This is a genomic window from Streptomyces sp. NPDC026500, from assembly GCF_055567635.1.
The window spans coordinates 126,675-153,117 of record NZ_JBVHQB010000001.1 but is presented as its reverse complement, the minus strand read 5'-3'; the positions used below and the strand labels follow the sequence as shown (position 1 = coordinate 153,117).

Annotated in this window: 19 protein-coding genes, 3 tRNA genes and 1 pseudogene; 14 read left to right on the top strand and 9 right to left on the bottom strand. The window is 71.1% G+C overall.

Annotation, left to right across the window (positions count from 1 at the left end):
- Window positions 1–101: 101 nt before the first annotated feature.
- Window positions 102–1,592, top strand: coding sequence for a S1C family serine protease (locus tag ACZ4N5_RS00705; protein ID WP_467754990.1), 1,491 nt, complete (start codon window positions 102–104; stop codon window positions 1,590–1,592).
- A gap of 101 nt (window positions 1,593–1,693) precedes the next feature.
- Here ACZ4N5_RS00705 and ACZ4N5_RS00700 read toward each other — a convergent pair whose 3' ends face one another.
- Complete coding sequence (locus ACZ4N5_RS00700) at window positions 1,694–2,515, bottom strand: DUF2637 domain-containing protein (RefSeq protein ID WP_467754989.1); 822 nt, start codon at window positions 2,513–2,515, stop codon at window positions 1,694–1,696.
- A complete protein-coding gene (locus ACZ4N5_RS00695; protein ID WP_467754988.1) occupies window positions 2,508–2,741 on the bottom strand; it encodes a hypothetical protein in 234 nt (77 codons plus the stop codon). Before ACZ4N5_RS00695 ends, ACZ4N5_RS00700 begins: the two co-directional genes overlap by 8 nt.
- Window positions 2,742–3,071: 330 nt before the next feature.
- Here ACZ4N5_RS00695 and ACZ4N5_RS00690 point away from each other — a divergent pair.
- Window positions 3,072–3,156, top strand: a tRNA-Ser gene (locus ACZ4N5_RS00690).
- Between the two features lie 230 nt (window positions 3,157–3,386).
- On the opposite strand, the gene ACZ4N5_RS00685 is transcribed toward ACZ4N5_RS00690, so the two are convergent.
- The gene (locus ACZ4N5_RS00685; RefSeq protein ID WP_467754987.1) at window positions 3,387–4,268 is read right to left on the bottom strand and encodes a bifunctional DNA primase/polymerase; all 882 of its coding nucleotides are present in this window, start codon (window positions 4,266–4,268) and stop codon (window positions 3,387–3,389) included.
- A gap of 372 nt (window positions 4,269–4,640) precedes the next feature.
- Between ACZ4N5_RS00685 and ACZ4N5_RS00680 the strand changes: the two genes are divergently transcribed.
- The 8 genes from ACZ4N5_RS00680 to ACZ4N5_RS00645 all read left to right on the top strand — a co-directional run bounded on the left by ACZ4N5_RS00680 (window position 4,641) and on the right by ACZ4N5_RS00645 (window position 13,125).
- Window positions 4,641–4,952: a hypothetical protein gene (locus tag ACZ4N5_RS00680; RefSeq protein ID WP_467754986.1), complete on the top strand. Its 312-nt coding sequence runs from the start codon at window positions 4,641–4,643 to the stop codon at window positions 4,950–4,952.
- A 247-nt stretch (window positions 4,953–5,199) separates the two neighbouring features.
- A complete protein-coding gene (locus tag ACZ4N5_RS00675) occupies window positions 5,200–6,441 on the top strand; it encodes an acyl-CoA dehydrogenase family protein (RefSeq protein ID WP_467754985.1) in 1,242 nt (413 codons plus the stop codon).
- Window positions 6,438–7,598 (top strand): bifunctional MaoC family dehydratase N-terminal/OB-fold nucleic acid binding domain-containing protein, encoded by a 1,161-nt coding sequence (locus ACZ4N5_RS00670; protein WP_467754984.1) that lies wholly within the window; start codon window positions 6,438–6,440, stop codon window positions 7,596–7,598. Before ACZ4N5_RS00675 ends, ACZ4N5_RS00670 begins: the two co-directional genes overlap by 4 nt.
- Before the next feature lies 1 nt (window position 7,599).
- Window positions 7,600–8,685, top strand: a complete 1,086-nt coding sequence (locus ACZ4N5_RS00665; protein ID WP_467754983.1) for an acyl-CoA dehydrogenase family protein — start codon at window positions 7,600–7,602, stop codon at window positions 8,683–8,685.
- On the top strand, window positions 8,682–9,134 hold the full coding sequence (locus tag ACZ4N5_RS00660; RefSeq protein WP_467754982.1) for a hotdog family protein: 453 nt from the start codon (window positions 8,682–8,684) through the stop codon (window positions 9,132–9,134). The genes ACZ4N5_RS00665 and ACZ4N5_RS00660 overlap by 4 nt, the downstream gene beginning before the upstream one ends.
- Window positions 9,131–10,297 carry a lipid-transfer protein gene (locus ACZ4N5_RS00655; protein ID WP_467754981.1) on the top strand — a complete coding sequence of 389 codons (1,167 nt, stop codon included), beginning with the start codon at window positions 9,131–9,133 and terminating at the stop codon, window positions 10,295–10,297. The genes ACZ4N5_RS00660 and ACZ4N5_RS00655 overlap by 4 nt, the downstream gene beginning before the upstream one ends.
- A 478-nt stretch (window positions 10,298–10,775) precedes the next feature.
- The gene (locus ACZ4N5_RS00650) at window positions 10,776–11,369 is read left to right on the top strand and encodes a SigE family RNA polymerase sigma factor (RefSeq protein ID WP_467754980.1); all 594 of its coding nucleotides are present in this window, start codon (window positions 10,776–10,778) and stop codon (window positions 11,367–11,369) included.
- Window positions 11,370–11,469: 100 nt separating this feature from the next.
- Window positions 11,470–13,125, top strand: coding sequence for a long-chain fatty acid--CoA ligase (locus ACZ4N5_RS00645; RefSeq protein ID WP_467754979.1), 1,656 nt, complete (start codon window positions 11,470–11,472; stop codon window positions 13,123–13,125).
- A 187-nt stretch (window positions 13,126–13,312) separates the two neighbouring features.
- Here ACZ4N5_RS00645 and ACZ4N5_RS00640 read toward each other — a convergent pair whose 3' ends face one another.
- Together ACZ4N5_RS00640 and ACZ4N5_RS00635 are read right to left on the bottom strand one after the other, a co-directional pair.
- Complete coding sequence (locus ACZ4N5_RS00640) at window positions 13,313–17,479, bottom strand: hybrid sensor histidine kinase/response regulator (RefSeq protein WP_467754978.1); 4,167 nt, start codon at window positions 17,477–17,479, stop codon at window positions 13,313–13,315.
- Between the two features lie 289 nt (window positions 17,480–17,768).
- Window positions 17,769–18,380 carry an SSI family serine proteinase inhibitor gene (locus ACZ4N5_RS00635; RefSeq protein ID WP_467754977.1) on the bottom strand — a complete coding sequence of 204 codons (612 nt, stop codon included), beginning with the start codon at window positions 18,378–18,380 and terminating at the stop codon, window positions 17,769–17,771.
- A gap of 157 nt (window positions 18,381–18,537) precedes the next feature.
- On the opposite strand from ACZ4N5_RS00635, the gene ACZ4N5_RS00630 reads away from it, so the two are divergent.
- Together ACZ4N5_RS00630 and ACZ4N5_RS00625 are read left to right on the top strand one after the other, a co-directional pair.
- Window positions 18,538–18,628 (top strand) — tRNA-Ser (locus tag ACZ4N5_RS00630).
- A 238-nt stretch (window positions 18,629–18,866) separates the two neighbouring features.
- Window positions 18,867–18,939: transfer RNA gene (locus ACZ4N5_RS00625), tRNA-Arg, on the top strand.
- 349 nt (window positions 18,940–19,288) lie between these two features.
- On the opposite strand, the pseudogene ACZ4N5_RS00620 reads toward ACZ4N5_RS00625, so the two are convergent.
- Window positions 19,289–19,387 (bottom strand): annotated as a pseudogene (locus ACZ4N5_RS00620) (DUF3631 domain-containing protein); the annotation flags it as partial.
- A 311-nt stretch (window positions 19,388–19,698) separates the two neighbouring features.
- Here ACZ4N5_RS00620 and ACZ4N5_RS00615 point away from each other — a divergent pair.
- On the top strand, window positions 19,699–20,937 hold the full coding sequence (locus ACZ4N5_RS00615) for a calcium-binding protein (protein ID WP_467754976.1): 1,239 nt from the start codon (window positions 19,699–19,701) through the stop codon (window positions 20,935–20,937).
- Window positions 20,938–21,461: 524 nt separating this feature from the next.
- On the opposite strand, the gene ACZ4N5_RS00610 is transcribed toward ACZ4N5_RS00615, so the two are convergent.
- The 3 genes from ACZ4N5_RS00610 to ACZ4N5_RS00600 form a co-directional block, all read right to left on the bottom strand.
- Complete coding sequence (locus ACZ4N5_RS00610; protein WP_467754975.1) at window positions 21,462–22,685, bottom strand: HTTM domain-containing protein; 1,224 nt, start codon at window positions 22,683–22,685, stop codon at window positions 21,462–21,464.
- Complete coding sequence (locus ACZ4N5_RS00605) at window positions 22,675–23,412, bottom strand: DUF5819 family protein (protein WP_467754974.1); 738 nt, start codon at window positions 23,410–23,412, stop codon at window positions 22,675–22,677. Before ACZ4N5_RS00605 ends, ACZ4N5_RS00610 begins: the two co-directional genes overlap by 11 nt.
- 113 nt (window positions 23,413–23,525) lie before the next feature.
- Window positions 23,526–24,884 (bottom strand): ice-binding family protein, encoded by a 1,359-nt coding sequence (locus ACZ4N5_RS00600; protein WP_467754973.1) that lies wholly within the window; start codon window positions 24,882–24,884, stop codon window positions 23,526–23,528.
- A 649-nt stretch (window positions 24,885–25,533) separates the two neighbouring features.
- On the opposite strand from ACZ4N5_RS00600, the gene ACZ4N5_RS00595 reads away from it, so the two are divergent.
- Window positions 25,534–26,436: a DUF2797 domain-containing protein gene (locus ACZ4N5_RS00595; RefSeq protein WP_467754972.1), complete on the top strand. Its 903-nt coding sequence runs from the start codon at window positions 25,534–25,536 to the stop codon at window positions 26,434–26,436.
- Window positions 26,437–26,443 lie beyond the last annotated feature (7 nt).

Below are 26,443 nucleotides of genomic sequence, written 5' to 3'. Positions count from 1 at the left end.
AAAAGCACATGCACAGCTGAATCGCGCCGGGCATCGACAAGCGTGAGTGGGCGTGACCGAGTGCGACCGAGAACAACAGCCGTGGATCGAGGAGAAGAGCTGTGAGCACCGAGAACGAGGGCACCGCAGTACCCCCGGCCCCGTCCGCACCTCCTGTGCCGGTGGAAACTCCCGCTGCTTCCGAGCAGGGCGCCTCGCACGCGGGGGGCGCGCCGACCGCTCCGATCCCCGCGGTGCCCGGCACCCCCGGCGCACCGGAGCACGCGTCGGCGCCCGCAGGCATGCCGGCGTACGCGTCGGCCGGAGTCGGGCAGGGGGGCGACCCCTACGGACAGGCCGCGACCCAGGGCTCCGCCCCGGAGGCGGGCTGGCCGCCTCCGCCGCCCGCCACCCCTTCGTACGCCGACGGCGGCGGCTCGGGCACCGGCGGCTGGGGCTCCTCCTACCAGCAGCCCGCGCCGAAGCCGAAGAACGGGCGCGGCGGCCTGGTCGCCGCGGTCCTGGTGGCCGCGCTGGTCGCAGGCGGCGTGGGCGGCGGCATCGGCTACTCGCTGGCCAAGAACAACGACAACTCCACCGACTCGACGACGGTCTCCGCTCCGAGCAACAGCGGTGAAGTCAGGCGTGCCTCGGGCACCGTGGCGAACGTGGCCGCCAACGCGCTGCCGAGCACCGTCACCATCGAGGCACAGAGCACCAACGGCGAGGGCGGCACCGGCACGGGCTTCGTCTTCGACAAGCAGGGCCACATCCTCACCAACAACCACGTGGTGGCGGACGCGGTCGACGGCGGCAAGCTCACCGCGACCTTCCCGAGCGGCAAGAAGTACGACGCCGAAGTGGTCGGTCACGCGCAGGGGTACGACGTCGCGGTCATCAAGCTGAAGAACGCGCCCTCGGACCTGAAGCCGCTGGTCCTCGGCGACTCCGACAAGGTGGCCGTCGGCGATTCCACGATCGCGATCGGCGCGCCCTTCGGTCTCTCCAACACGGTGACCACGGGCATCATCAGCGCGAAGAACCGGCCGGTCGCCTCCAGCGACGGCAGCGCCAGCAGCAAGTCCTCGTACATGAGCGCCCTGCAGACGGACGCCTCGATCAACCCCGGCAACTCCGGCGGTCCCCTGCTCGACGCCTCGGGCGCGGTGATCGGCATCAACTCGGCGATCCAGTCGTCGACCAGCGGCGGTCTGGGCGGCTCCGGCCAGTCCGGTTCCATCGGCCTGGGCTTCGCGATCCCGATCAACCAGGCGAAGTACGTCGCCCAGCAGCTGATCCAGACCGGCAAGCCGGTGTACGCGAAGATCGGCGCGTCGGTCTCCCTGGAGGACGGCACGGGCGGCGCGAAGATCACCGAGCAGGGCGCGAGCGGTTCGGCGGCGGTCGAGTCCGGCGGCCCCGCCGCCAAGGCGGGCCTCAAGCCCGGCGACGTCATCACCAAGCTCGACGGCATGGTGGTCGACAGCGGCCCGACCCTCATCGGTGCGATCTGGACCCACAAGCCCGGCGACACCGTCAAGCTCACCTACACGCGCGACGGCAAGACCCACACGGTCGACCTCACCCTCGGTTCCCGACAGGGCGACAACTAGTAGGTCAGCAGACGTACAGGTCAGAAGGGGTGTCTCCCACGGGAGACACCCCTTCTGCGTGTCGGCTGTTCCCGTTCGGCCGGAAAGACCCTCGGGACGGATCAAGCGCGAGACGTCTTTGCGGCGGCCGGACCCTTCTTGCTCTCGGCGTGCTCCGAAGGCGCCTTCGGGCAGGGGCGCTGCCGATGGCGGGACGCGGTCTGGCGCGGCGGGCGGGTCAGCGTGATCTGACGGATCAGCTGCTGGAAGCAGGTCAAGGAAGCGAGGGCCGGTACGAGGGCCGTGGCCACACCGGTGATGGTCTGATGGGCGTCGGCGACGCAGAACATCATGGCGACGGAGGAGAACAGCAGAACGACGTACCACGAGTGCACGGCCCGGCGCTGGTGCAGGGCGGCTCTCAGGATGGAGAGCGAGGCCACCATCCAGGGGCCGTAGACCAGAAGAGGCCACCAAGGTCCCGTACCGCTCTGCGCGTTGGACGCGATGTGCTGCAGAGGTGTGTAGGCCACCATGCCGCTGAAGACGCTCACCATCGACACGGTGGCCGCGGCGAGTGCGGCGATCACGAAGCTGACGGTCTGCAGCCAGTTGAAGCGGGGATTGCGGACTCGTACCTTCCGATGTCCGGTCGAGGACCGCCGGATGGGCGGCAACTCGGCAGTGAGCTGAACCAGGTTGTCCATCGGGTCACTGGTGAATTCGTCGGCGTACGTCGGCTCGCTGCGCGGTGGAGGCACGATGACCTCCTGCTCCGCCGCCGCGGCATCCTGCAGGAGGTAGGTGAGTTCCTCGACCGGGTCCCAGCCCTGCTCGTGCAGAGCCTCCCCAGGATCGCCGTACTGACCGGTCTCCGCCCCGGTGGGGTATCCGGGATGTTGTCCGTACCGGGCGAAGGATAGATTCGGATAGTCGTCATTCACGGAAATTCGTCCCAGTCACGTGAGGGCTGTGGCGGCCGGAGCGTCCCTGGCCGTTCCACCGCTGGTTGATTTCCTCTTGGACCGCGTCCAGCACCGTCAGGAAATCGCCGAGCAGCGACTCGGTGCCCCACAGCTCGATGCGCGCGCCGTCTCCGTGCAAGGTGCCGCAGGCGTCAGGCGATGTGTACGCGGCGGCGGGCGTGAAGATGTATCGCCCGGCCGCCACGGCACGGGCCGCGGCCGGGCCCTCCGCCGTCGGTCCGGAGGCAGGTGGAGCGAGAGAACTTGCTTTCGCCATATTCCGCTAACGCCGCTCCCCCTCTTTCAGATGTGTGGCAATCGAGTGAGCGCAGCACGCCGGAAGTATTCACGAAAGCGGCTTTTTGTGTACCCGAGCCGACGAGCTCCCGCGCGGTGACGGCCGGGCACCGTAGGCATGACACCGATGACGTCGGTGAGCCGGATCAGCGCTGGTGGCCCCGGTGTGGACCATGCCTCCGCGAGACGCTCGGAGCCGGGTACGCTGTATCCGCTCCACCCGGCTGGGCGGGAGCGGGGTGGGTTGCCCGAGCGGCCTAAGGGAACGGTCTTGAAAACCGTCGTGGCGCGAGTCACCGTGGGTTCAAATCCCACACCCACCGCGTAGCAGCTCAGAAGGCTGCAGGTCAGAAGGGGTGCCACTCTCCGGAGGGGCACCCCTTCCGCATGACGTCCCGGCGGTGGATCCAAGATCGGTCGCGGTGTCGACGGTGCTCTGCCTCCAGGGGCAGAAGTCCCGGTCGGCTGCCGCGCTCCGGCCCGAACCCGGCCCATCCAGCCGCCGGGTGACGCGGCCGTCGCACCGCGTCCACGCCCCGGCGGTGGTGTCGCCTCAGTGCTGCCGGGACGAAGGAACCGTCATCCGTGCCGCGGAGGCGATCGTCGAGCGGGCCTCTCGTTCGGTGAGGCCCGTGCTGACGGCGGCCTGGACGAGCGGGGTGATCAGCTGGGGGCCGATGCCGTTCTCGTAGGCACGGCAGGCGGCCCAGAAGAGGCGGGTGTTGCGCTGGCCCTCGTGCGCGGCGAGAACGAACTGGACCAGGCCCTGGCCCTGCCGGTCGCTCGCGGAGGGCGTGGGGTGGTGGGCGCGGGGCGCGGGCGGCGGCAGGAGCAGGCGCAGGAGTTCGGGCGGGCAGGGTGCGGGCGCGAGCCGAGCGGTGCCGGGGGCCGTCTCGTACACGCCGTGTTCGGTGCGCGAGCCGGGGCCGACGAGGTAGCCGCCGGCGCCGCGGATGTCGATGCCGGGGGCGAGCCGGCCGGCCGAGTTGGGGACGACGACGTCCGGCGGTCCGCTCAGCCACAGATGGCGGCCGCCGCTGGGGGTCAGGACGACGACCGTGTCCGGGATCGTGAAGAGATGGCGCAGTGCCAGTTCGCGCAGGGCCGTCGAGGAGTCCGTATCGGATTTGGTGTCGAGGTCGACGCCGATGAGGTGGTGCGGATGCAGCCCGCAGGCGATGCCGTAGCCGGTGGCCCAGGGGGCGGCGGCGAACAGTTCGCGGATGCGCCGGGGCTCGGTCGAGGCGTCGTACACGCCGTGCCCGAAGCGGCCGCATTCGCCGTGGCAGGGGAGGGGATCGGGGTCGTCGCGGTGGGGGGAGCGCAGGGCCGGGAGCTTCGTACGGGACAGCGGGATCACCGCCAGTCCGCGCTCGGCTGCGGACAGGGCGTGGGCCAGGGCCAGAGTGGTGGCCCGCCGGTCGATGGTGGCCATGCATTCATGTTCGTACGAGTGTTCGAAAAAGGGAAGGGCTATCCCGGCGCGCGAGGGCGCGAGGTGGCCCGTGGGCGAGATCGGCCGAAAAAGTGCCGGAACGCTTCGCCTGTTGCGGCACTTGGGGTTGAGTGGTCGGCGGGGGTCTGAGCAGGGGCTTTGTGGGCGTGAAGGTGGTTTATCGACATGTCCTCACGCTTGAGGGGGAATCACGGCTTCCGGGGTGGTTCGCCGGGGATGCGGTGGGCAACTCTGGACTCGCGACGTCGTGGACAACGCCGAGGCGGCCGGCCAACCGCCTTGGAACAAGCCGTATTTCCCGTACATCCCGGCTCACCGCCGGTGCGTACAACCGGTTCTGGAGGAATTCACATGGCAAGCATCCGTACCGCTCGCGTCCTCGCCGCCGTCGCGGCCCTGCCCCTGACCGCCGCCCTCTTCTCCGGAGTCGCGTCGGCCGACAACGGCTCCTTCGCGGACACCGGGTCGAACGCGGGAGTGGCGACCTCCAGCGGCAGCGGGGTCGGACACGACAACCGAGGCAACTCCTCCACCACTCAACAGCAGGCGGTCGGCTCCGGGGCCACGAATCAGAGCAATACCGCCCAAGTGACGGGTTCCGCGTTCACGGCCATCAACCAAGGAAACGAGAACGTCCTCGTCAACTTCGTCAAGCTCTGGTGAGCCGGGGGCCGATGCGCTCCCATCGGCCCGGGGGCTTCTGCGTGGGGTAGTGCTCTGCGGGGGTTTCACAACGACTGCGCGACGGTGCTGCGGCACCGTCGCGCAGTCGCGTGCGGGGTGTCGGAGGGGTGGCTCGCGCCGATAGCCCGTGGGTGGCCCGGGGTGGTGCCCGTGACCTTGACAGGCAACGGTATCTGACGGACAGTCAGAAAACCTTGTTCGTACGAGGTCCGGGAGGGCCGCCGCCGTGCACCTCGCCCCCACCGAGCGCCAGCAGCGGCTGCGCGCCGAACTCCGCACGTACTTCCGGGAACTGATGCCGGACGGGCCACCACCCGCCGACGACCCCGCACGACAGCGGGCGCTGCTGCGCCGCATCGGCGCCGACGGTCTGCTCGGGCTCGGCTGGCCGGTCGCGTACGGGGGGCAGGGGCGCGGCGCGGACGAGCAGTTCGTCTTCTTCGACGAGGCCTACAGGGCCGGTGCGCCCGTCTCGATGGTCACGCTGAACACCGTCGGACCGACGCTCATGAAATACGGCAGCGATGAGCAGAAGGACTTCTTCCTGCCGCGCATCCTGAGCGGGGACCTCGTCTTCGCCATCGGGTACTCGGAGCCCTCGGCCGGCACGGACCTCGCCTCGCTGCGGACGCGCGCCGTACGGGAGGGCGAGGCCGGGAGGGGCGCGGGAGTGGCAGGCGCCGGGGCCCGGGCTGGGGGGAGCACGGGAGTGGCAGGCGCCGGGGCCGGGTACTGGCGGATCGACGGGCAGAAGATCTTCACGTCCAACGCCCAGAACGCCGACTGGATCTGGCTCGCCTGCCGGACCGACCCGGACGCGCCGAAACACCGGGGCATCTCGATCCTGCTCGTCCCCACCGACATTCCTGGCTTCTCGTGGACACCGATCGAGACGGTGGGCGGCCAGACCACCACGGCGACCTACTACGACGGGATCCGTGTCCCGGCCGGGAACCTGGTCGGCGAGGAGAACGGCGGCTGGGGGCTCATCACCAGCCAGCTCAACCACGAGCGGGTGGCGCTCGCCGCGATCGGCATGCAGGCCGAGGACTTCTACGCGGCCGCGCTGGAGGCGGCCCGTACACCTGATCCGGTGACCGGGCGGCGCAGGGTTGACGAGCCGTGGGTGCGTTTCCAGCTGGCCGAAGTGCATGCCCGACTGGCGGCATCACGCCTGCTCAACTGGCGTTTGGTGGGGGATCTGGGAGCCGGTGGGCCGGCGCCCGGAGACGCGAGCGGCGTGAAGGTCATGGGAACCGAATCCGCCGTCGCGGTGTTCCGAATATGTCAGCACATCGTGGGAGCCGACGCATTGGTCCGCTCCGGTTCACCGGGGGCGTTCGGGGCCGGCGAGCTGGAGCGGATGAACAGGGCGGCGCAGATCAACACGTTCGGGGGCGGGGTGAGCGAGGTGCAGCGGGAGATCGTCGCGACGATGCGGCTCGGTATGAAGAGGGGTCGGCGGTGAGCGGCCGGGGAGCGGGCGGCGGGGGCACCGCAGCGGATGACGGCGCCGTGCCCGGCGTCGTGCCCGACAGCGACGGGGGCGATCTGTCGACGCGTCTGAAGGGGTACGAGGGACGCGCGGCCACCGTCGGGGGCGTCGGCAAGGACCCGGTCAACGCGCCGATGATCCGGCACTGGTGCGAGGCGATGGGAGACACCAATCCGGCGTACGACGGGCCGGAGGCCGTGGCCCCGCCCACCATGCTCCAGGCGTGGACGATGGGCGGCCTCGGCGGGCACCCCGGCCGCTCCGGGGCGTACGACGAGCTGCTCCGGCTGCTCGACGGCGCGGGGTACACCTCGGTGGTCGCCACCGACTGCGAGCAGGAGTATCTGCGCCCGCTGCGCCCCGGGGACGAGATCACATTCGACGCGGTGATCGAGTCCGTCTCGGACCGCAAGACGACCAAGCTGGGCACGGGGTACTTCCTCACCACGCGGATGGACATCAGAGCGGGGGGCGAACTTGCCGGGACGCACCGGTTCCGCATTCTCAAGTACGTTCCGGCGCACCCGAATCCGAAGGGTCCGGCGGGGACGAGGGACGCGTCGGGCACCGCGGAGGTGAACGCCGCGGAGAGGCACACCCCGGAGAGGCACACCGCGGAGGCGAGGAGCAGGCCCTTGCGCCCGCGCCCGGTGATCAACCGGGACAACGCCGGTTTCTGGGAGGGCGTCGAGCGGCACCGGCTGCTGATCCAGCGTTGCACGGCGTGCGGGGCGCTGAGATTCCCGTGGCTGCCGGGGTGCGGCGCGTGCGGCTGCCCGGACTGGGACACCGTCGAGTCGGGCGGCGCGGGGACCGTCTATTCGTACGTCGTCATGCACCACCCGCCCTTCCCGGCCTTCGACCCTCCCTACGCCGTCGCGCTGATCGAGCTCGCCGAGGGCGTGCGGATCGTGAGCAACGTGGTGGGCGTACCGCACGACAAGGTGCGGATCGGCACGCCCGTCCGGCTCGAATTCCAGCGGTACGACGATGAGTTGGAACTGCCGGTCTTCCGGGCCGAGGAGGGGTCCGGCGGCGACGGCGTTCCCGGCGACTCGGCCGCGCGCTCGCCCGGCGGTTCCGTCCGCCCGGCCGCCTCCTTCGCCGGCCGCTCGGGTGGGGGGAGCTGACATGGACTTCACACCCACCGAGGATCAGGCGGCCGCCCGGGACCTGGCCGCGCGGATCTTCGGCGACCTCTCCACCCACGAGCGGCTCACCGCGGCCGGGACGGGCAGTGACGCCGGACTGTGGAAGGAGCTGTGCGCCGCCGGGCTGGTGGGGGCGGTCGCGGACATCGGGCTCCTGGGTCTCGTCCTGCTGCTGGAGGAGCAGGGGCGCACCACGGCGCAGGTGCCGTTCGCGGCGAGCTGTGTGTACGGACTGCTCGCGGTGGCGGCACACGGTTCGCCCGAGCAGCGCGAGCGGCTGCTGCCGGGGATCGCCGACGGGACGGTGGTGGTGGCCGGCGCGATATCCGGATCGGGGCCTGCGCCGGGGAGGCGTGAGCAGGTGCCTGAGACGCGGGAGCCGGTACCGGGGAGGCATGAGCCGGGGCCGGGGCAGCTGACCGGGGTCGTGCCCGTCGTGCCGTGGCTGCGCGACGCCACCCATGTGCTCGTCGCCGACGACCGGCGCAGGCTCTGGCTGGTCCGCGTCGCGGAGGCGGCGGCGAGCGAGCCTGTCGAGCTGACGGCGCCCTGGTCGGCGGGGCGCCTGACGCTGGACGGGACGCCGGGGGAGGCACTGGGCGCCGAGGGGGCGTACGACGACCTGCTGGCCACGGCCCGTACCGCCTTCGCCGGACTCCAGGCCGGGGTGTGCGCCGGGTCGCTGGCGCGGGCGGTGGAGCACACGAACACGCGCGAGCAGTTCGGGCGCCCGCTCGCCGCCAAGCAGGGCGTCCAACTGCGGGCCGCCGACGCGTACATGGACACCGAGGCGATACGGGTGACGGCGTACGAGGCGGCATGGCGGCGCGACGAGGGGCTGCCGTACGCGTCGCACGCCCTGACGGCCGCCTGGTGGGCGTCCGAGGCCGGGCAGCGGGTCGTGCACACGGGCCAGCATCTGCACGGCGGGGCGGGCGCCGACCTCGAACACCCCGTGCACCGGCACTTCCTGTGGGGCCGGCAGCTGGACGCATATCTGGGGTGCGGCGGCGAAGTGCTGCAGGAGTTGGGGGAGTTGATCGCGAACGGAGAGGTGGGGACATGAGGGTGGGCGACGTACTGGCGCCTCTGGAGATCGAGATCACCCGCACGCTGATCGTGGCCGGGGCGATCGCCTCACGGGACTACCAGGACGTGCATCACGACGCGGATCTGGCGCGGGCGAAGGGCTCGCCGGACATCTTCATGAACATCCTGACGACCAACGGCCTGGTCGGAAGGTATGTGACCGACCACTTCGGCCCGGCCGCCGTGCTGCGCAAGGTCGCGATACGGCTGGGCGCTCCCAACCATCCCGGAGACACCATGGTGTTGACCGGTTCGATCGAGGAGGTCGACGGCGACACGGCCACGGTGAGGATCCTCGGTGCCAACGGCGTCGGCCGGCACGTCATGGGCACGGTGACGGTGACGGTCCCGACTCCGGAAGCGGCGCCCGGCCCTTCCGCCGCCTTCGCCCCCGTCGACGCGCCGTCCGACGGCGGTGCCGCATGAGCGTGCGCAAGCGGGACGGCCTGGGCGGGCGGGCGGCGATCGTCGGTATCGGGGCCACCGAGTTCTCCAAGGACTCGGGGCGAAGTGAGCTGCGGCTGGCGGTGGAGGCCGTGCGCTCCGCGCTCGACGACGCGGGGCTGACACCGGCGGACGTGGACGGGATGGTGACGTTCACGATGGACACCAGCCCGGAGATCACCGTCGCGCAGGCGGCCGGAATGGGGGAGCTGTCGTTCTTCTCGCGCATCCACTACGGCGGTGGAGCGGCGTGCGCGACCGTCCAGCAGGCGGCGCTCGCGGTGGCGACCGGAGTGGCCGAAGTCGTGGTCTGCTACCGGGCGTTCAACGAACGGTCGGGCCGCAGATTCGGCTCGGGCGTGCAGCGGCGGGAGCCGTCGGCGGAGGGCGCGGCGCTCGGCTGGGCCCTGCCGTTCGGGCTGCTCACCCCGGCCTCCTGGGTGGCGATGGCGGCCCAGCGGTATCTGCACACCTACGGGCTGACATCCGAGGCGTTCGGGCAGGTCGCGGTGGTCGACCGGAAGTACGCGGCGACCAACCCGGCGGCGTACTTCCACGGCAGACCGATCACGCTCGCCGAGCACGCGGCCTCGCGGTGGATCGTGGAGCCGCTGCGGCTGCTGGACTGCTGCCAGGAGACCGACGGCGGCCAGGCGCTGGTGGTCACCTCCGTGGAGCGTGCCCGCGATCTGCCGCACTCCCCGGCGGTGATCACGGCCGCCGCCCAGGGTGCGGGCCGGGCGCAGGAGCAGATGACCAGCTTCTACCGGGACGAGCTGACGGGGCTTCCGGAGATGGGCGTGGTGGCCCGGCAGTTGTGGCGGACGGCGGGAATGAGCCCGGCGGAGATCGACGTGGGGATTCTGTACGACCACTTCACGCCGTTCGTGCTGATGCAGCTGGAGGAGTTCGGCTTCTGCAAGCCGGGGGAGGCCGCGGACTTCGTCGCCGAGGAGAGACTGCCGCTGAACACGCACGGAGGGCAGCTCGGGGAGGCGTATCTGCACGGGATGAACGGAATAGCGGAGGGCGTACGGCAGCTGCGGGGCACGTCGGTGAACCAGATACCGGGCGCCCGGCGCGTCCTGGTGACCGCGGGAACCGGGGTTCCCACGTCGGGCCTGATCCTCGGGACCGACGGATGAGACCCACGTCCCGTCGTTGTCCTGGGCCGGCGTCCTGCCGTTGTCCGGGGCCCGCGTGCCGCTGCCATCGTCTCGGGACCGCGTCCCGTCGTCGTCCGGGACCCGCGTCCCCCCGCCGTCCCCGTCTCCGTCGCGCGTGGGCCGGCGCCGCTGCCTGAGGGGGCCGCTTCCGTGTGCCTGGGGCGGCCCCCGGGGCGTACGGCACCCGTGCGTCGCGGGCGGGCGGCTCCCGGCGTACGGGGCTCCCGTGCTTCCCGGAGTGCTGCACCCGGGTGCTTCCCTCGCGTGTCGTTCTCGCTTCCCGCTGCCCCGAGTACTCCCGCGGTGGTCGTCTCTCAGGGGTGAACCCTCAGAGGGCGGGCCCCGCTTGTCCACCTTCAGGAGGTGAGGTTGACCCCAGTTCTACAACCTGAGGCGGACATGGCTTCGGGACCTGCGGCCGATCCGCCGGAGGAGGGGGCGAACCTAGCGTGGAGCCATGACCACACTCGTCTGCACGAGCGCCTCGGACGCCGCCACAAGGGCGACGCGGACCCGTTCGTACTCGTCGTTCTCGTCGTACGTGAAGGCGCGGCAGCCCGTTCTGCTGCGCACCGCCCGGTCACTCACCGCGAACCCGAGCGACGCTGAGGACCTGTTGCAGACGGCGCTGACGAAGACGTACGTCGCCTGGGACCGGATCGAGGACCACCGTGCGCTGGACGGCTATGTGCGGCGCGCTCTGCTCAACACGCGGACGTCGCAGTGGCGCAAGCGCAAGGTCGACGAGTTCGCCTGCGAGGAGTTGCCGGAGCCGGAGGGACTGCCCGCCGCCGATCCCGCCGAGCAGCAGGCGCTGCACGACGCGATGTGGCGGGCGATCACGAAACTGCCGGCGCGGCAGCGGGCGATGGTGGTGCTGCGCTACTACGAGGATCTGAGCGAGGCCCAGACGGCGGAGGTCCTCGGGGTCTCCGTCGGCACGGTCAAGTCGGCGGTCTCCCGTGCGCTGGGCAAACTGCGCGACGACCCCGAGCTGATCCCCGTGCGTCAGGAAGCCCCCCGACAGCCCGCCGAGCAGGCCGTTAGCTGATCGATCATTCCTGCGGCTAGTGACATACCGCGCGGTATGTGCGCAGAATCAGCGCAACCCATAACTACCGCGTTGGCAATGTCGCCCCCGGGAGGACGCCGTGCTGAGCACGATGCAGGACGTACCGCTGACTGTGACCCGCATTCTGGTGCACGGGGCGCTGGTGCACGGAGAGTCGCAGATCACGACTTGGACGGGCGAGGGCGAGCCGCGCCGCCGCAGTTTCCGTGAGGCCGGGGAGCGCGCGAACCAGCTCGCCCACGCCCTGCGCGACGAGCTCGGTGTGACGGGCGACGAGCGGGTCGCGACCCTGATGTGGAACAACGCCGAGCACGTTGAGGCCTACTACGCGATCCCCTCCATGGGCGCGGTGCTGCACACCCTGAACCTCCGCCTCCCGGCCGAGCAGCTCGTCTTCATCGTCAACCACGCGGCCGACCGCGTGATCATCGCCGACGGTTCGCTGCTTCCGCTGCTCGCGCCGCTCCTCCCCCACCTTCCGACGGTGGAACACGTGGTGGTCTCGGGTCCCGGTGACCGTTCGCTGCTCGACGGGACGAGCGTGCGGGTGCACGAGTACGAGGAGCTGATCGCCGGGAAGCCGACGGTCTACGACTGGCCGGAGATCGACGAACGGCAGGCCGCGGCCATGTGCTACACCTCCGGGACCACCGGAGACCCCAAGGGTGTCGTCTACTCCCACCGTTCGATCTACCTGCACTCCATGCAGGTGAACATGGCCCAGTCGATGGGGCTCACCGACCGTGACACGACTCTCGTCGTGGTCCCGCAGTTCCACGTCAACGCCTGGGGCCTGCCGCACGCGACCTTCATGTCCGGCATCAACATGCTGATGCCGGACCGATTCCTCCAGCCCGCGCCCCTCGCCGAGATGATCGAGAGCGAGCGGCCGACGCACGCCGCCGCCGTCCCGACCATCTGGCAGGGACTGCTCGCCGAGCTGACCGCCAAGCCCAGGGACGTCTCCTCCCTCACCCAGGTGACGATCGGCGGCTCCGCCTGTCCGCCCTCGCTGATGGCCGCCTTCGACGAGCTGGGCATGATCGTCTGTCACGCCTGGGGCATGACCGAGACCTCCCCGCTCGGCACCATCGCCCGCCCGCCGGCCCACGCCGTGGGCACGGACGAGGAGTTCGCCTACCGCCTCACCCAGGGCCGTTTCCCGGCGGGCGTCGAGGCCCGCCTCACCGGCCCCGGCGGCGAACGGCTCCCGTGGGACGGCGAGTCGGCCGGCGAGCTGGAGGTCCGCGGCCCGTGGATCGCCGGTGCCTACTACGGCGGCGACGGCGCGGAACCGCTGCGCCCCGCCGACAAGTTCAGCGAGGACGGCTGGCTCAAGACCGGTGACGTCGGCACGATCAGCCCCGACGGCTTCCTGACCCTCACCGACCGCGCAAAGGACGTCATCAAGTCCGGCGGCGAGTGGATCTCCTCGGTCGACCTGGAGAACGCCCTCATGTCCCACCCGGACGTGACCGAGGCCGCGGTCGTGGCCGTCCCCGACGAGAAGTGGGGCGAGCGGCCGCTGGCCACCGTCGTCCTGAAGGAAGGTTCCACCGCGGACTTCGAGACGCTGCGGGCCTTCCTCGCCGACGAGGGCAGGATCGCCAAGTGGCAGCTCCCGGAGCGCTGGTCGATCGTCGAGGCGGTCCCGAAGACGAGCGTCGGCAAGTTCGACAAGAAGGTGATCCGCAAGAAGTACGCGGACGGCAGCCTGGACGTGACCAAGCTCTGACGCGCCACCGGGCGGCCGAGGCCGGTCCCGGAGACCATCACACGTACGCCGGACGGGGAGCCCCAGGGCTCCCCGTCCGGCGTACACGCGCTTCACCGACGTGCAGGCGCATGGACGGTCCGTACGGCCCGGCGGGCCCAGGGCCGCACGGACGACTCGTTCGGACGTGCGGCCGGCTCGCCTACGGCTAGTTGGTGCCGATGCGGGCCAGGAGGTCGACGATCCGGTCCTGGACCTCGGCGCTCGTGGAACGCTCGGCGAGGAACAGCACCGACTCCCCCGCGGCCAGCCGCGGCAGTTCGGCCGGGTCGACGGCGGCGGTGTAGACGACGAGCGGTGTGCGGTTCAACTGCCCGTTCGCCCGCAGCCAGTCGACGATTCCGGCCCGTCGGCGCCGTACCTGCATCAGGTCCATCACCACGAGGTTGGGCCGCATCTGCGAGGCCAGGGTGACGGCGTCCTCGTCCGTCGAGGCGCGCGCGACCTGCATCCCGCGCCGCTCCAGCGTCGCCGTCAGCGCGAGCGCGATCTCCGCGTGCTCCTCGATGAGCAGGACGCGCGGCGGGTGCTGCTCGGAGTCGCGGGGCGCGAGCGCCTTCAGGAGTACGGCGGGGTCGGCGCCGTACGCCGCCTCGCGCGTCGCCTGTCCGAGTCCGGCCGTCACCAGGACGGGCACCTCGGCGGCGACGGCGGCCTGCCGCAGCGACTGCAACGCCGTGCGGGTGATCGGGCCGGTCAGCGGATCGACGAACAGCGCGGCCGGGAACGCGGCGATCTGCGCGTCGACCTCCTCGCGCGAGTTCACGATGACGGGCCGGTAGCCGCGGTCGCTCAGCGCCTGCTGGGTGGTGGCGTCGGGCGCCGGCCACACGAGCAGCCGCCGCGGGTTGTCCAGCGGCTCCGGGGGCAGTTCGTCGTCCACGGGCCGCGGCTGCGGCTGGTCGGCGACCTCGACGGCACCGCCGGGACCGTCGAGCGGCTCAGGGCCCTCGGCGGCGTTCTCGTCCGGTGCTCCTATGGCGTACGACCGTCCGGCGCCCTCGGTGGTGCCGGGCCGCCGGGGCCCGCCACCTGGCTGACCGCCCTGCGGAAGCGAGCGCGCTGCCGTCTCCGCGCGTTCGACGACCGGCTCGGGCGGAGTACCGAGCTTGCGGCGGCGGCCCCCGCCGTTCGTCCCGTGCGGGGGAGGCGTCGGGGCCTGGACGCCGCCGCCCGGCTGGGCCGTCGCGACCTGGCGGGCGAACGGAACGCCCTGGCCGAGCGTGCGCACGCTTATGGCACGGCCCTGCGTCGAGTTGGGGTCGGCCGGGGCGGACGCGGGCGTCGCCTCGGCCGGCAGCGGCTGGGCGACCCGCGGGACCGGGCGCTCCGGGGGGAGCGGGGCGGGGACCGGCTGGGCGGGAGCCGCCGCGTTCGCCGCCGGGAGCGCGGGCTGCGCACCGGCGCCGGACGGCACCGGCCTGCCGGGGGCCCCGGCGGACGGGATGCCGACGCCGGTGGTGGTGTTCGCGTCGGGCCAGGACTGGGGCGCCGGAGCGGGCGCGGCACCGGCCGGGGCGGCCTGCGCGGCACCGGCGGGCAGGCCGGGGGGAACCGGCTGACCGGCGCCGGTCGCGCCCGGGACGTTCTGCGCGGGAAGCCCCTGCGCCGGAACCGTCTGCCCGAGCGCGGGGACCGGCTGACCGGGAACGCCCTGCGCCGGGAGCGCCTGTCCGGGCGCCGCCACGGGCTGGCCCGGGGCAGCGACCTGACGGGCGCGGCGGCGGCCCGTCGGGGCGGAGGCGGGGTGCGGCTGCGGCGGGGTGTGATCGTCGTCGGGGCTGTGCGACATCGCGTCATGGCGGCCGTCGGGCTGCTGGGCCAGCGCTACCTGAGCCTGTGCCGCCTGGGCGGCCTGCGCCTGGGCGGCCTGGACCTGGGCGGCCTGGGCTTGAACGGCGTGTGCCTGGGCGGCCTGCGCCTGGGCCTCGGCCTGGACGTACTCCGGCGAGCGGTCCGCCTCCGCCGGCGGCAGCGCGAACACCGCACGGGCGCCCGTCTCCTGCGCGGCCGCACGCTCGGCCGCCGCGGCCAGCGCACGACGGCGCCGCCCGCTCGGCCGGCCCGCGTCGTCGGTGGCACCGTCGTCCTCGTCGGGGCCGTCGCCCGGCGCCGTCGCCGCCGGCAACGCCGCGGGCAGTGCGTTCTGTTCGCCGTCCCGGCGTGCGCGTCGTCCGGAAGGCACCGGCACCCCCTGCGGAGGCACCGTCCCGCCCAGCCCGGATCCCACGGCCGCGGTTCCCGCCCCGTGCTCGCCCGCCATCACGACCGCGCCCTCGGAGACGCCGTCGGGCGCGCCCTGTGCCGCGGCGTCGCCCGTGTCCTCGGCGGGGCTGGGCCGGCCACGGCGTCGCCCGGTACCGCCGGAGCCGTCGTCGGCGCTCTCGGCCGTCTGCTCCTGCGCGGCAGCCGGGAGCTCGCCGGCCGCCTGCTCCTCGGCGGCACGCCGGCGACGGCGCCCGGTGGGAGCGGTCGTACCGGCGCCGGCCGCCTCGACGGCCTTCGGGCCGGACTCCCCCGTCTCCTCGCTCTCCAGGAAGGCGTCCACGGAGGACCGCCGGGCCCGCCGCCTGCCACCGCTCTGCTGGGGGGTCTGCTCGGGAAGGGCGACCTCGGTGGAGACCGCGGGTCCGGTGGCGAGCGGAACCGAGCCCGCCCCGCCCCCGATGGGCACCTCGAGGACGTACGCGCTGCCGCTCATCCCCGGCACCTCGTGCGTCTGGAGCACACCGCCGTGCGCGCGCACGATCCCGCGCACGATCGGCTCGTGCACCGGGTCTCCCCCGGCGTACGGCCCGCGCACCTCGATCCGCACGACCTCGCCGCGCTGCGCCGCCGCCACGACGACCGTGTTGTCCATGTAACCGCCCGCCGACACCGGCGCATTGCCGGTCGCGTCGACTCCGGCGACGTCCGCGATGAGGTGGGCGAGGGCGCCCGCGAGACGCTGCGGGTCGACCTCGGCCTCGATGGGCGGCGCGTGCACGGCGAACTGCACGCGTCCGGGCCCGATCAGGTCGACGGCCCCGTCGACACCGGCCGCGACGACGGCGTCGAGCATCACGTTCGTACGGAAGATCGTCTCGACGCCGGCATCCAGCCGCTGGTAGCCGAGGACGTTGTCGACGAGTGTCGTGATGCGCGAGTAGCCGGCCGAGAGGTGGTGGAGCACCTGGTTGGCCTCCGGCCACAGCTGCCCCGCGTCGTCGGCGGCGAGCTTGGCGAGTTCGGCGCGCAGCTGGTCGAGCGGCCCGCGCAGCGACTGGCCGAGGACGGCGAGCAACTGCTCGTGCCGGCCGGTCAGCGCCTCGTAGCGGTCCTTCTCCCGCTCGCCGAGCGCCGCGTACCGCTCGTCGCCGGCGGCGAGTTCCTCCTCGTGGCCCTCGGTCAGCTCGGTGAGCTCGGCGGTGTGCCGCTCGCGCAGCTCCGCCAGCTCGGCGGCGTGCTCCTCGCCGATCCGCTCCAGTTCCTCGGCGTGCCGGGTGGCGGCCGCGTCCTTCTCCTCGACCAGGGTGTCGTACGGCCGGCGGTCGGTGAAGGTCATGACGGCGCCGACGAGCTGGTCGCCGTCCCGCACCGGAGAGGTCGTCAGGTCGACCGGCACCTGATCCCCGGACTTCGACCAGAGCACCTGCCCGCGCACCCGGTGCTTGCGCCCGGAGCGCAGGGTGTCGGCGAGCGGCGACTCCGCATAGGGGAAGGCCTCGCCGTCCGCCCGCGAGTGCAGGATCAGGGCGTGCAGGTCCTTGCCGCCGAGATCGCTGGCCCGGTATCCGAGGATCTGGGCGGCGGCGGGATTGACGAGGACGACCCGTCCCTCGGTGTCCGTCCCGACGACACCCTCGGCCGCCGCGCGCAGGATCATCTCGGTCTGGCGTTGCGAACGCGCGAGTTCGGCCTCGGTGTCGACGGTGCCGGAAAGGTCGCGTACGACGAGCATGAGCAGCTCGTCGGGGGTGGGGCCGTAGTTGTCGTAGGCCTGCTGGCCGCTCTCCAGATTCGCACTGGTGACCTCGACCGGGAACTCCGTGCCGTCGGTCCGCCGCGCGATCATCCGGGTCGGCTTGGTCCGCCCGCGCTCGTCGGTCGTGTCGGGGCGCCGCATGGATCCGGGGATCAGCCGGGAGTCGAACTCGGGCAGCAGGTCGAGCAGCCCGCGGCCCACCAGAGCCGTGCCCGGGGTCTCGAAGGCCTCCAGGGCGATCGTGTTGGCGTTGACGACGGTCCCGTTGGCGTTGACCAGGACCAGCGCATCGGGCAGCGCGTCCAGTATGGCTGCGAGGCGAGCAGCGCCTCGGGATGGCCTGCTGCTCACGAGACGCTTCCTCCCTGTTACCGCACCTTGCCGACCGCGGAGGCCATCTTGCCAACCGGCCCACGGCGTGTCACGCGAGGGAGTCTACGGGCAGTGGTTGCGCTCGCGATGCCGGATGAGAGGGAGGTCGCACACATATGAGACGCAGAACCGGCGTAGAACCTGTGACCACGCATTTCACCTCGCGGAACCGTGAGAGCACCGTGAGAGCACCGTGATGTGGCCGTGTCCTCGTCCTGTCCTCGCCCCGTGCTCGCCCTGTCCTCGCCCTGTCCGCGCCCCGTTCGAGCTAGGGGCGGGCGCCGGGCAGCAGCGGCACCAGGGCGTTCCAGCGCGAGATCTCGCACCCGTTCGAGCGGTCGTAGCGCGCGTCGACGGGGCGCCCCGCCCAGGTTCCCGTGACATGCGCGGTGGCCGGACCTCCGTACTCCATCGTGCACAGGGTGTCCGGCGGCACCGGGGCGAAGGTGTCCTTGCCCCAGGTGGTCATCCGGTCCAGCCGGTCGCAGGCCTCCGCCGCGTGCGGGTGGCCGCCGCCCGCGGGGTGGCACGCCAGCTCGAACGTCCCGTCCGCACCGCCGCCCACGTCGTGGACGGTCACCGTCAGACGGTCCGCGGAGTCCTCCGGGCGGGCGGGCGGGGGCATGAGGGCCGGCAGGGCGACGCCGTAGGCGGCGGACAGCGACGAGGCTCCGGCGGGGAACAGCGACGACACTCCGACAGGGGACGCCACGGGTACGGGGAACGCCCCGGGTACGGGGAACGCCCCGGGTACGGGGAACGCCCCGGGTACGGGGAACGCCCCGGGGGCGTCGGAGGGGGTGCCGGCCGTGGCGCTGGGCACGGTCGAGAGCGCGGCGGTGGCGGACACGGCGGCGGTGAGGAGCAGTCGGCGCAACATGACCTGCCTAACGCGGGGCGACCCACCCGGTTGCGTGCCGGTGGGGGCTTTGCAGTGCGGCGTATCTGCCTAGTACCGTGGGGGGCGATTGGTGACACCGCGCTCGACTGTGTCATCATCTGCACGCACCACTTGCGCTCGCGTGAGTGGTTGTGCGGGAGGCGTCGCCTAGTCCGGTCTATGGCGCCGCACTGCTAATGCGGTTTGGGCCTTCAAGCCCATCGAGGGTTCAAATCCCTCCGCCTCCGCGCGAAGATCCGAAGCCCCGGTCCAGTGGACCGGGGCTTCGGCCTTCCGGGTGTCCGTGAGGGCCGCGGAGCACGCTGGCGTCGAGGGTGCTCGTGAAGGCTCAGAAGTGCGTTTGCCCAGCTCACAAGGGGTGAGGCAAACGGATTTCACATGGCGGCGGCAGTCATGTAATGTTCTTCCTGTCGCCGCGAGCGGGTCAAAAACCCGGGAAGCGAAGACAGAAGCACAACAGAACAAGCACTCGTAGCTTAACGGATAGAGCATCTGACTACGGATCAGAAGGTTGCAGGTTCGAATCCTGCCGAGTGCACACAGCTCAAAGGCCCCGCCGGTTGAACCGGCGGGGCCTTTGACATCGACGGGTGACATCAACGCCCCCGAATATCGCCGATCAGGCTGCGCTCTCCCCCTCCGGATCATCTTCGGAAAGATCGGGGCCGAACACGTCGTCCATCCGATCGGACGCGGCCCGCAGGGCCGTTCCCATCACATGCGCGTACCTGTCGAGCGTCATCCTGATCGTGCTGTGCCCCAGGGTCTCCATGATGGTGCGGGCGTCGACTCCTTGAGCTCCCGGTGCGCGGAGAGACCGCGCACGCAGCGCTGAGGCAGCGAGATCGTGCGCACGGAACGCTTCGTCTTCGGGGTACCGAAGATGAGTTCCCGCAGGCCGCGTCCGCGATGGCGAGCAGGGGTTCCCACACGTCCGCCGGCCGGTCGCCGACCCCATCGGGCATGTCCGGCCACGCGCCCACGACGAACCGCAAGCGCGGACTCGCGGTCAAGCCTGACTCCTGCTGCACCAAGCCAGGACAGGGGCTTGGCCGGGTGCGGTTGGAAAACGCGCGCGCCAACGGATCACACGACCGAGTTCGAGGTCGGACAGCGTCTGGTCGGTGGATCGCGGGCGGTATGACGGTGTGTCTGTACGCCCGCACCGGGTGCGTGTGGCTTGATCGTCGGGCGGTCCCGGCAGGGGCCTGAACACCAACCGACGTCCGTGGCACGTGCTGAGTGCCGCGCGCCTTGTCGAGGAGTCCCCATCGTGAGACCGACCCTGCAACATGCCATGTTCCATCGACGTGGCGCCGGAGCCGCAGGTGAGCGGAGGCGCCCGGCCAGGCGTGCTGCCGTCCTGCTCGCCACGGTGGCGCTGCCGGCGGCACTGGTGGTGCCCTCGGCCACCCCCGCCGCGGCGGCGCCCGTGACGGTCACCTTCAACGCCGGCGCCGACCAGCCCTTCACCGTCCCGTCCGGCGTCACCCAACTGACCGTCACCGCCACAGGTGCCGCGGGCCAGAACGGGGGCAACGGCGGCACGGGCGGCAACGGCGCCACTGTCACCGGCACCGTCCCCGCCACCCCGGGCAACACCCTGTTCGTGAACGTCGACACCGGCGGCGGCACAGTCACCGGGATCGCCGCGGGCGGTGTCGGCGGCGGTTCCAGCGACGTCCGCACCTGCAGCTCGGCCAACGTCAGCTGTGTCCTGACCGGCGTCCCCGGTACTGACCCCCGCCTCATCGTCGCGGGCGGCGGCGGAGGCGGCGGCCACGGCGGTTTCACCATTTCCGGGCCTGAGTCCACCGGCGGAGACGCCGGAGACACCGGCCAGCCCGGCGGCGACAGACCGCAAGGCGGCGTCGGCGGTGGCGGAGGTACTCAGACCACCGGCGGCACCGGCGGAGCCACATGCCCGTCGAACCCATCCACCGCCGGCACCAACGGTACGGCCGGCGCCGCCGGCACCGGCGGGAGCGGCTTCGGGGGAGGCGGCGGAGGCGGCGGCTGGTTCGGAGGCGGCGGAGGCGGAGGCTGCAACGCCATCGCCTCCAATGGCACGCTGGGTTCCGGTGGTGGCGGCGGCGGGTCGAACCTCGTCCCGTCGGGAGCTACCTCCGGACCTGCCGCGGGAGCGGCCCAGGTGACCATCACCTACGAGCCGCCCCCCACCTGCGCGACCGCCACGCCGACCATCACCGGCACCAACGGCGGCGACGTCCTGGTCGGCACTCCCGGCAATGACGTGATCTTCGCTCTCGGCGGCAACGACGTGGTCGACGGCCGCGGTGGCAACGACCTCATCTGTGGCGGCGACGGCAACGACTCGTTGTCCGGCGGCGACGGCAACGACCGCATCGAAGGCGGCAACGGCGCCGACAAACTGAACGGCAACAACGGCAACGACGCCCTCTTCGGCGGTCCCGGCGACGACGCGCTCTTCGGCGGCCCCGGCACCAACACCAACGACGGCGGCCCCGGCCTCAACGCCTGCGTCAACCCCTCCACCGGGCCCGGCTGCTTCTGACCCACCCCACACGCCTCCGAACACGCCTCCGACCTGATCGACGAACATCGGAAACGGGCCCCGGCACATCCCTCGGCGAGCGGTTCGTGATGGTGCTGCACCCGCCTACGGATCAGGAGGTTGCAGGTTCGAATCCTGCCCAGTGCACACAGGTAAGAGGCCCCGGAGAGATCCGGGGCCTCTCGCGTCACCCGGGTTTACAGAGGGGCCTCCTGCGTCTTCCCGGGTTTACAGAAACGGGCCCGAGGACGATCCGTTGTCGGCGATCTTGAATCCCGCCGCGCCCGCATCGCATCGCCGCGCCACCATGACGGCTGCCACGGCCGCCGCGATGCCAGCGAGGACGAAGTGGCCGACAGTCACTACCGGCTATCGGCGGGTGGCCTGCCGTTGTCGCGCAGGCGTTCGAAGCCTGCTGGTGCCGGCATGCCGGAGGCCCCGTGGAGCACTCCACGGGGCCTCCGGCTCTTGCCTGACGGCAGCTTTGACGGCGATTCACCACCAAGTCCTCACCGGCCCGAACCTCAGCTCTTCTCGTCGGACGCGAGCTCGGTGGAGAGCGGGGTGTCCTCCTGTCCTGCCGAGGCGGCTGGATGCTTCGGGCCGGGCAGACCGGGCCCGCCCTGTGCCGGTACCGATCCGGATTCTGCGGCCGGGGAGGGCATCGGATGCCGCACGCCTGTCCGCGGCGCCGCGCGTCGGCACAGCCGGGGCAGGGCGGCGTAGAAGCGGTCGGGAAGGAACACGGCGTCCGCGATGATCATCGCGCCGGAGAAGAGCGGCAGCCCCATGAGTACGGCGATGCCGATGTGCATGCCCAACAGCATGACGAGAACCGGGTACTTGAGCCTGCCGAAGAGCACGAACGGGAAGGCCACCTGCAAGAGCACCGTCATATAGCCGGCGACGGCGATCAGGATCGTGTGCCCGTCCACGAAGTGGGAGAGCGCGGGCCAGGGCTGGAAGAGCTGGAGGTTCAGCACGTAGTGGAGCGCGGTGCCGGCGCCCCACGAAGCGCCCTGGACCTTGAACAGGCCTGCTGATCCGTAGAGGAAGCAGACCTGCGCCGCGATGACGAACATGCCGCAGTTGTGCACGACCGTGGTCAAGGTGGTCAGGGCACCCCGGAGTTGCTGTGCGGTCTCTCCCTTCACCCGCTGCGGTGAGGTGCCCGCACGAGCCGTCTTCAGCCGGATCCTGCGCGCGTCCAGGGACCAGCGCCGACCGCACGCGGTGAGGACGAGATACATGGACATCAGCAGGACCAGGTTGTCGCCCCCGTCCGTCATGAAGATCGCTCGGGCATGGAACGAGATCACCACGACGGCGAAGAGGAGGGACAGGACGCGGGTTCGCCAGCCCAGCATGAACAGCGCGGACGTAGCGACGGCGAGCGCGTAGCAGAGCTCGAAGTAGGCGCGGCTGTCGGACAGGGTCAGGACGCTGTTCCAGCCCGTCTGGGCGAAGAGCTGTTGGGCCAGCGCGGGTGTCCAGGGGGAGGCGGGGCCCCAGATCTCGTCACGGTGCGGGAACTCGCGCAGCAGGAAGACCAGGTAGAGCAGGCCGTAGCCGATGCGCAGCACCGACGCGGCGTACAGCGACACGGGTCGGCCGGTCAGCAGCTCGCCCACGGCAGCGATCCGGTCGACGAGTCTCTGGGCAGCGGAAGGGGCCGTACTGATTTGCCCTGTCGGCCGCTGGGGCACTGGTGCCGTACGAGCTACGGCGGAGTTCAGCTCATTTCCCATGGGGGGTTGCCTTCCACCAGGGCAGTAGCCGGGTTTCGGTGCTCGTCGGGGGGCGGTTTCCGGCAGTGGGACCGGAGGCGGCGATCGGCAGCGTGACGACGCGGAGCTGAATGAAGTCGAACGTGCCGTCGCCGCGGGCAGCGACGCGTTGTGCGGCGATGTTGCTCAGATACCTCTGCATCATCAGGGCGCGTGCCGTATGCGCCTTGTCGTCCCCTCCGTGGGTATCGACGTAGGACGTCCAGGCGCGGCGCAACATGTTCTGCGCCGTGTGGCTCGGAAACGGGTCGTGTTCGACGGCGGCATTGTCCACGGCCGTCAGGTCGAACCAGCCGCTCACCTGAACCGATCCGCCGGACCCGGTGTGTGCGGTTCTCGCCAGGATCTGTCGGTTGACGGAGTCGGGGTCCGGGGCGAAAAGCCGCCAGTTCTGTTCGAAGAAGGGATAGACCCAGGAATTGATCAGCGGACTGTATCGCTTGGAGACGGTGTTGGTGGGCGCCACATGAAGGAATACCAGAGCGACATGGACGAGAGTTGTCGCCACACACAGGATCACTGCGATGGACAGCCCGGTATTCAGTGTCCGAGAAAATCTCGACCGACCGGCCCGCGTGGGCGCGTCGGCAGGGCATTCCTGCGTGGCCGGAGCGGAATCAGAATGCTGGATTTCCTTCACGTCGGTCGATTCGATTCCCCTCGACACCGCCCACTCTGTCTTTCTCATGTCAGTTGCTCGCGCCTGTCCTTTTCTGAGGGCTGCCATCGGTGGCGCACGGCGGATCCGATGGGGATTCCGCCGTGCGCCGTCATCCGACGAACGGGTCAGCTCCGGTGCTTCTAGCCCTCGTAGCCCTCGGAGTGGGCGTCCGCCTCTTGGCCGTGGGGCACGTCGGCGTAGCCGTAGTTCTCGTCGTGCTGCTTGCCGTAGCCGGGCTTTTCGGGCGCGACACCATGCCCCTGGTCCGGCTTCCCACCGTGGTCCGAACCTTCGTACTTCCCACCGTGGTCCGAACCTTCGTACTTTCCGCCGTGGTGGTCGGCTTCTTCGTGCTTGCCGCCGTGGTGCGGACGTTCGTGCTTGCCGCCGTGGTGCGGACGTTCGTGCTTGCCGCCGTGGTGCGGACGTTCGTGCTTCCCGCCGTGCTCGGGTCCACCACCCGTGCTCCCGCCGACGGTGTTCCCGGCGGTGTTGCCGGCGGTGTTCCCGGCGGTGTTGCCTTCGGTGCTGCCGGCCGTGTTGCCCTCGGTGCTGCCGGCAGTGTTGCCGACGGTGTTGCCCGAGGTGCCGCCGCTCGTGACGTCCACAATGGGTCCGCCCAGGACGCCACCGGTGACCAGGCCACCGCTGACCAGGCCGCCGCCGAGCAGCCCGCCGCTGGTGGTCGTGCCGGTCGTCGTACCGCCGGTGGTGGTGCCGGCCGTCGTACCGCCGGTGGTGCTGGTCGCGCACGTCGGCCGGGTGATGGTGTTGGTGTCCATCGTCACGATCCCGGACTCGTCCACGGCACCGGCCAGCACCCGGCCCTCGACCGTCGCTCCGTTCGTCATGGTGATCGAGGTGTGGGCCATGAAGGTGCCCACGGAGAAGGAGTTGGCCTGGAAGGTGGCGGAACTCCCGATCTGCCAGAAGACATTGCACGCCGTGGCGCCGCCGGTGAACTGCATGCGGCTGTTGGGTGCCAGCGTCAGTCCGGTGGGGACCTGGAATACCCAGACGGAGTCGGGGCCGCCGTTCAGTGTGAGCGTGCCCGAGTTCGTGACCACGCCGTCGACGAAGCCGTACAAGCCGGGTGCCAGCCCAGTCGGGCCGCCCGCTCCGCTGAGTTCCGAGCCGAGGGTGCCGTCGACGGGGGTCCGACCCGCGGCGACGGTGTACGCATTCTGCAGTGCGGCATGGGCGTTGTTGGCCGGCCCGTCCGTGATGTGGATGGTGCCGTTGATCACGTTGGCACACGGCGGAGGTGCGGGGGTTGCAGGCGCTGGAGGTGTACAGAACCCGGTGACCGAAGTCCCGGGCGACACCCCGACGTCTCCGCTGATCAGCGACGAACCGGTGTTGGTGACCGCCGCGCCGCCCAGTTCCGCGAAGCTGGTGGCGGCACCGAGAGGAACGGGCGTTGTAATGGCGCTTGCCTGCGTCGGCGTCAGGACGACCATCGCGGCGGCAACCGTTGCGGCGAGGGCCGGGGCCAGCAAGCCGGACAAAGTGCGGCCGGGAGCCGCATGAGGGATTTTCAGCTTCATCGAGGGCCATTCTCTGTGGGGGGCCGTGGCGTACCGGGCCCTACCGATTGCCCGGGAAGCCTTGTCCTGCTGCGGCATATTACGCACGAACGTTCTTCCGGCGACGCCAAGAGGGAGAGTGGGTTGCGTTTTCTCATTCGGGTGGTGCAACAATTCGTTACTGAACTCGATTGATATTTCCGATCATCCGAAAATTCTTCCGAAGTGGATGATGTGGACTCTCCAGAGGGTGGGGGAGGTGGTGAGCCGGCGAATTTTCCATCAACCGAATTCACTCCGACGGCGGAAGGCGGGCGGAGAGGTGTCGCCCACGTGGACTCCTGTGTCCTCGTTATCGGTCAACGGCACGACGACGACGGCCCGAAACGTTGGACTGTGTGGCAGCCGGTTGACATGGATTCGGTGAGTAATTCGCAAGTTCGCCTGTAAGTCGCACTTTCCCGCCATTTGGTCTCATTCCCAAGAGGGTTTTCTGTCCTTGCCATTACTCGGCTGCTCGGCTGTGGGGACCGCGGGTGCTGTGCAGCTGGTTCGCCGGTGGCCCTCCAGGCGTTCCGGCTGGTCAGGGCGCTTGTCAGTGGCCGGCTCTACTGTTGTGAGGGTGCGGCGGGTGTGGGTGTGTTCGGGGTTGCGGTGGTCGGGGGACGGGCCCGTGCTGGAGTGGGGCGGGGGGCGGGCGAGTCCGCTGGCTCCGGGACGGCGGGTCGCGTTCGGCGTGGTGGACGGGGGTGTGCGGACCTGCGTCGGGGCGCGGGGGAACGCGTGTCCCGTGCGGGCCGTCGTGTCGCCGCGCGGTACCGGCGGGCGGTGCGAGGAGTGCGCCCGGCTGGACCGCGCGCACTCCGTGGCCGCCGACACGCTGGCCGATGATCCGCGGCCGTACCACGTGTATCTCGCGTGGTTCGGGCCCGGCATGGTGAAGGTGGGGATCACGCGGGTCGAGCGGGGTTCCACGCGTCTCCTCGAGCAGGGCGCCGTCACCTTCAGCTGGCTGGGGCAGGGGCCGTTGATGGCGGCGCGCCGCGCCGAGGAGTTGCTGCGGGCCGCGCTCAAGGTGCCGGACCGGATTCCGTACGCCGACAAGCGGGCCGTGCGGGCGGCACTCCCGGGGCCCGAGGAGCGCGTCGCCGAGATCCGGGAGCTGCACGCCCGCGTCGGGGATCTCGACCGCTGGCCGGAGTCGCTCCGGCGCGCGCCCTTCGAACCCGTCGACCACACGGACGTGTTCGGACTGGCCGGACTTCCTCCCGAGCAGGGGGTCGTGCGCGAACTGGTCGCGGGAGGCGTGATCAGCGGTGAGCTGTGCGGTGCCGCGGGTCCCGATCTCCATCTCCTCACCGGACGCGGAGTCGTCGTACTCGACACCCGGCTGATGACGGGGTGGGACCTGACAGGCGTCGGGGAGAGGGGCGAGGACCGGGACGGGGACGGGGGCTCTGGAATCACCTTTCCCGTACGGGAGTCGCGGGCGCCGGACGCCGGTGTTCAGGACGGGCTCTTCTGAGCGGGGC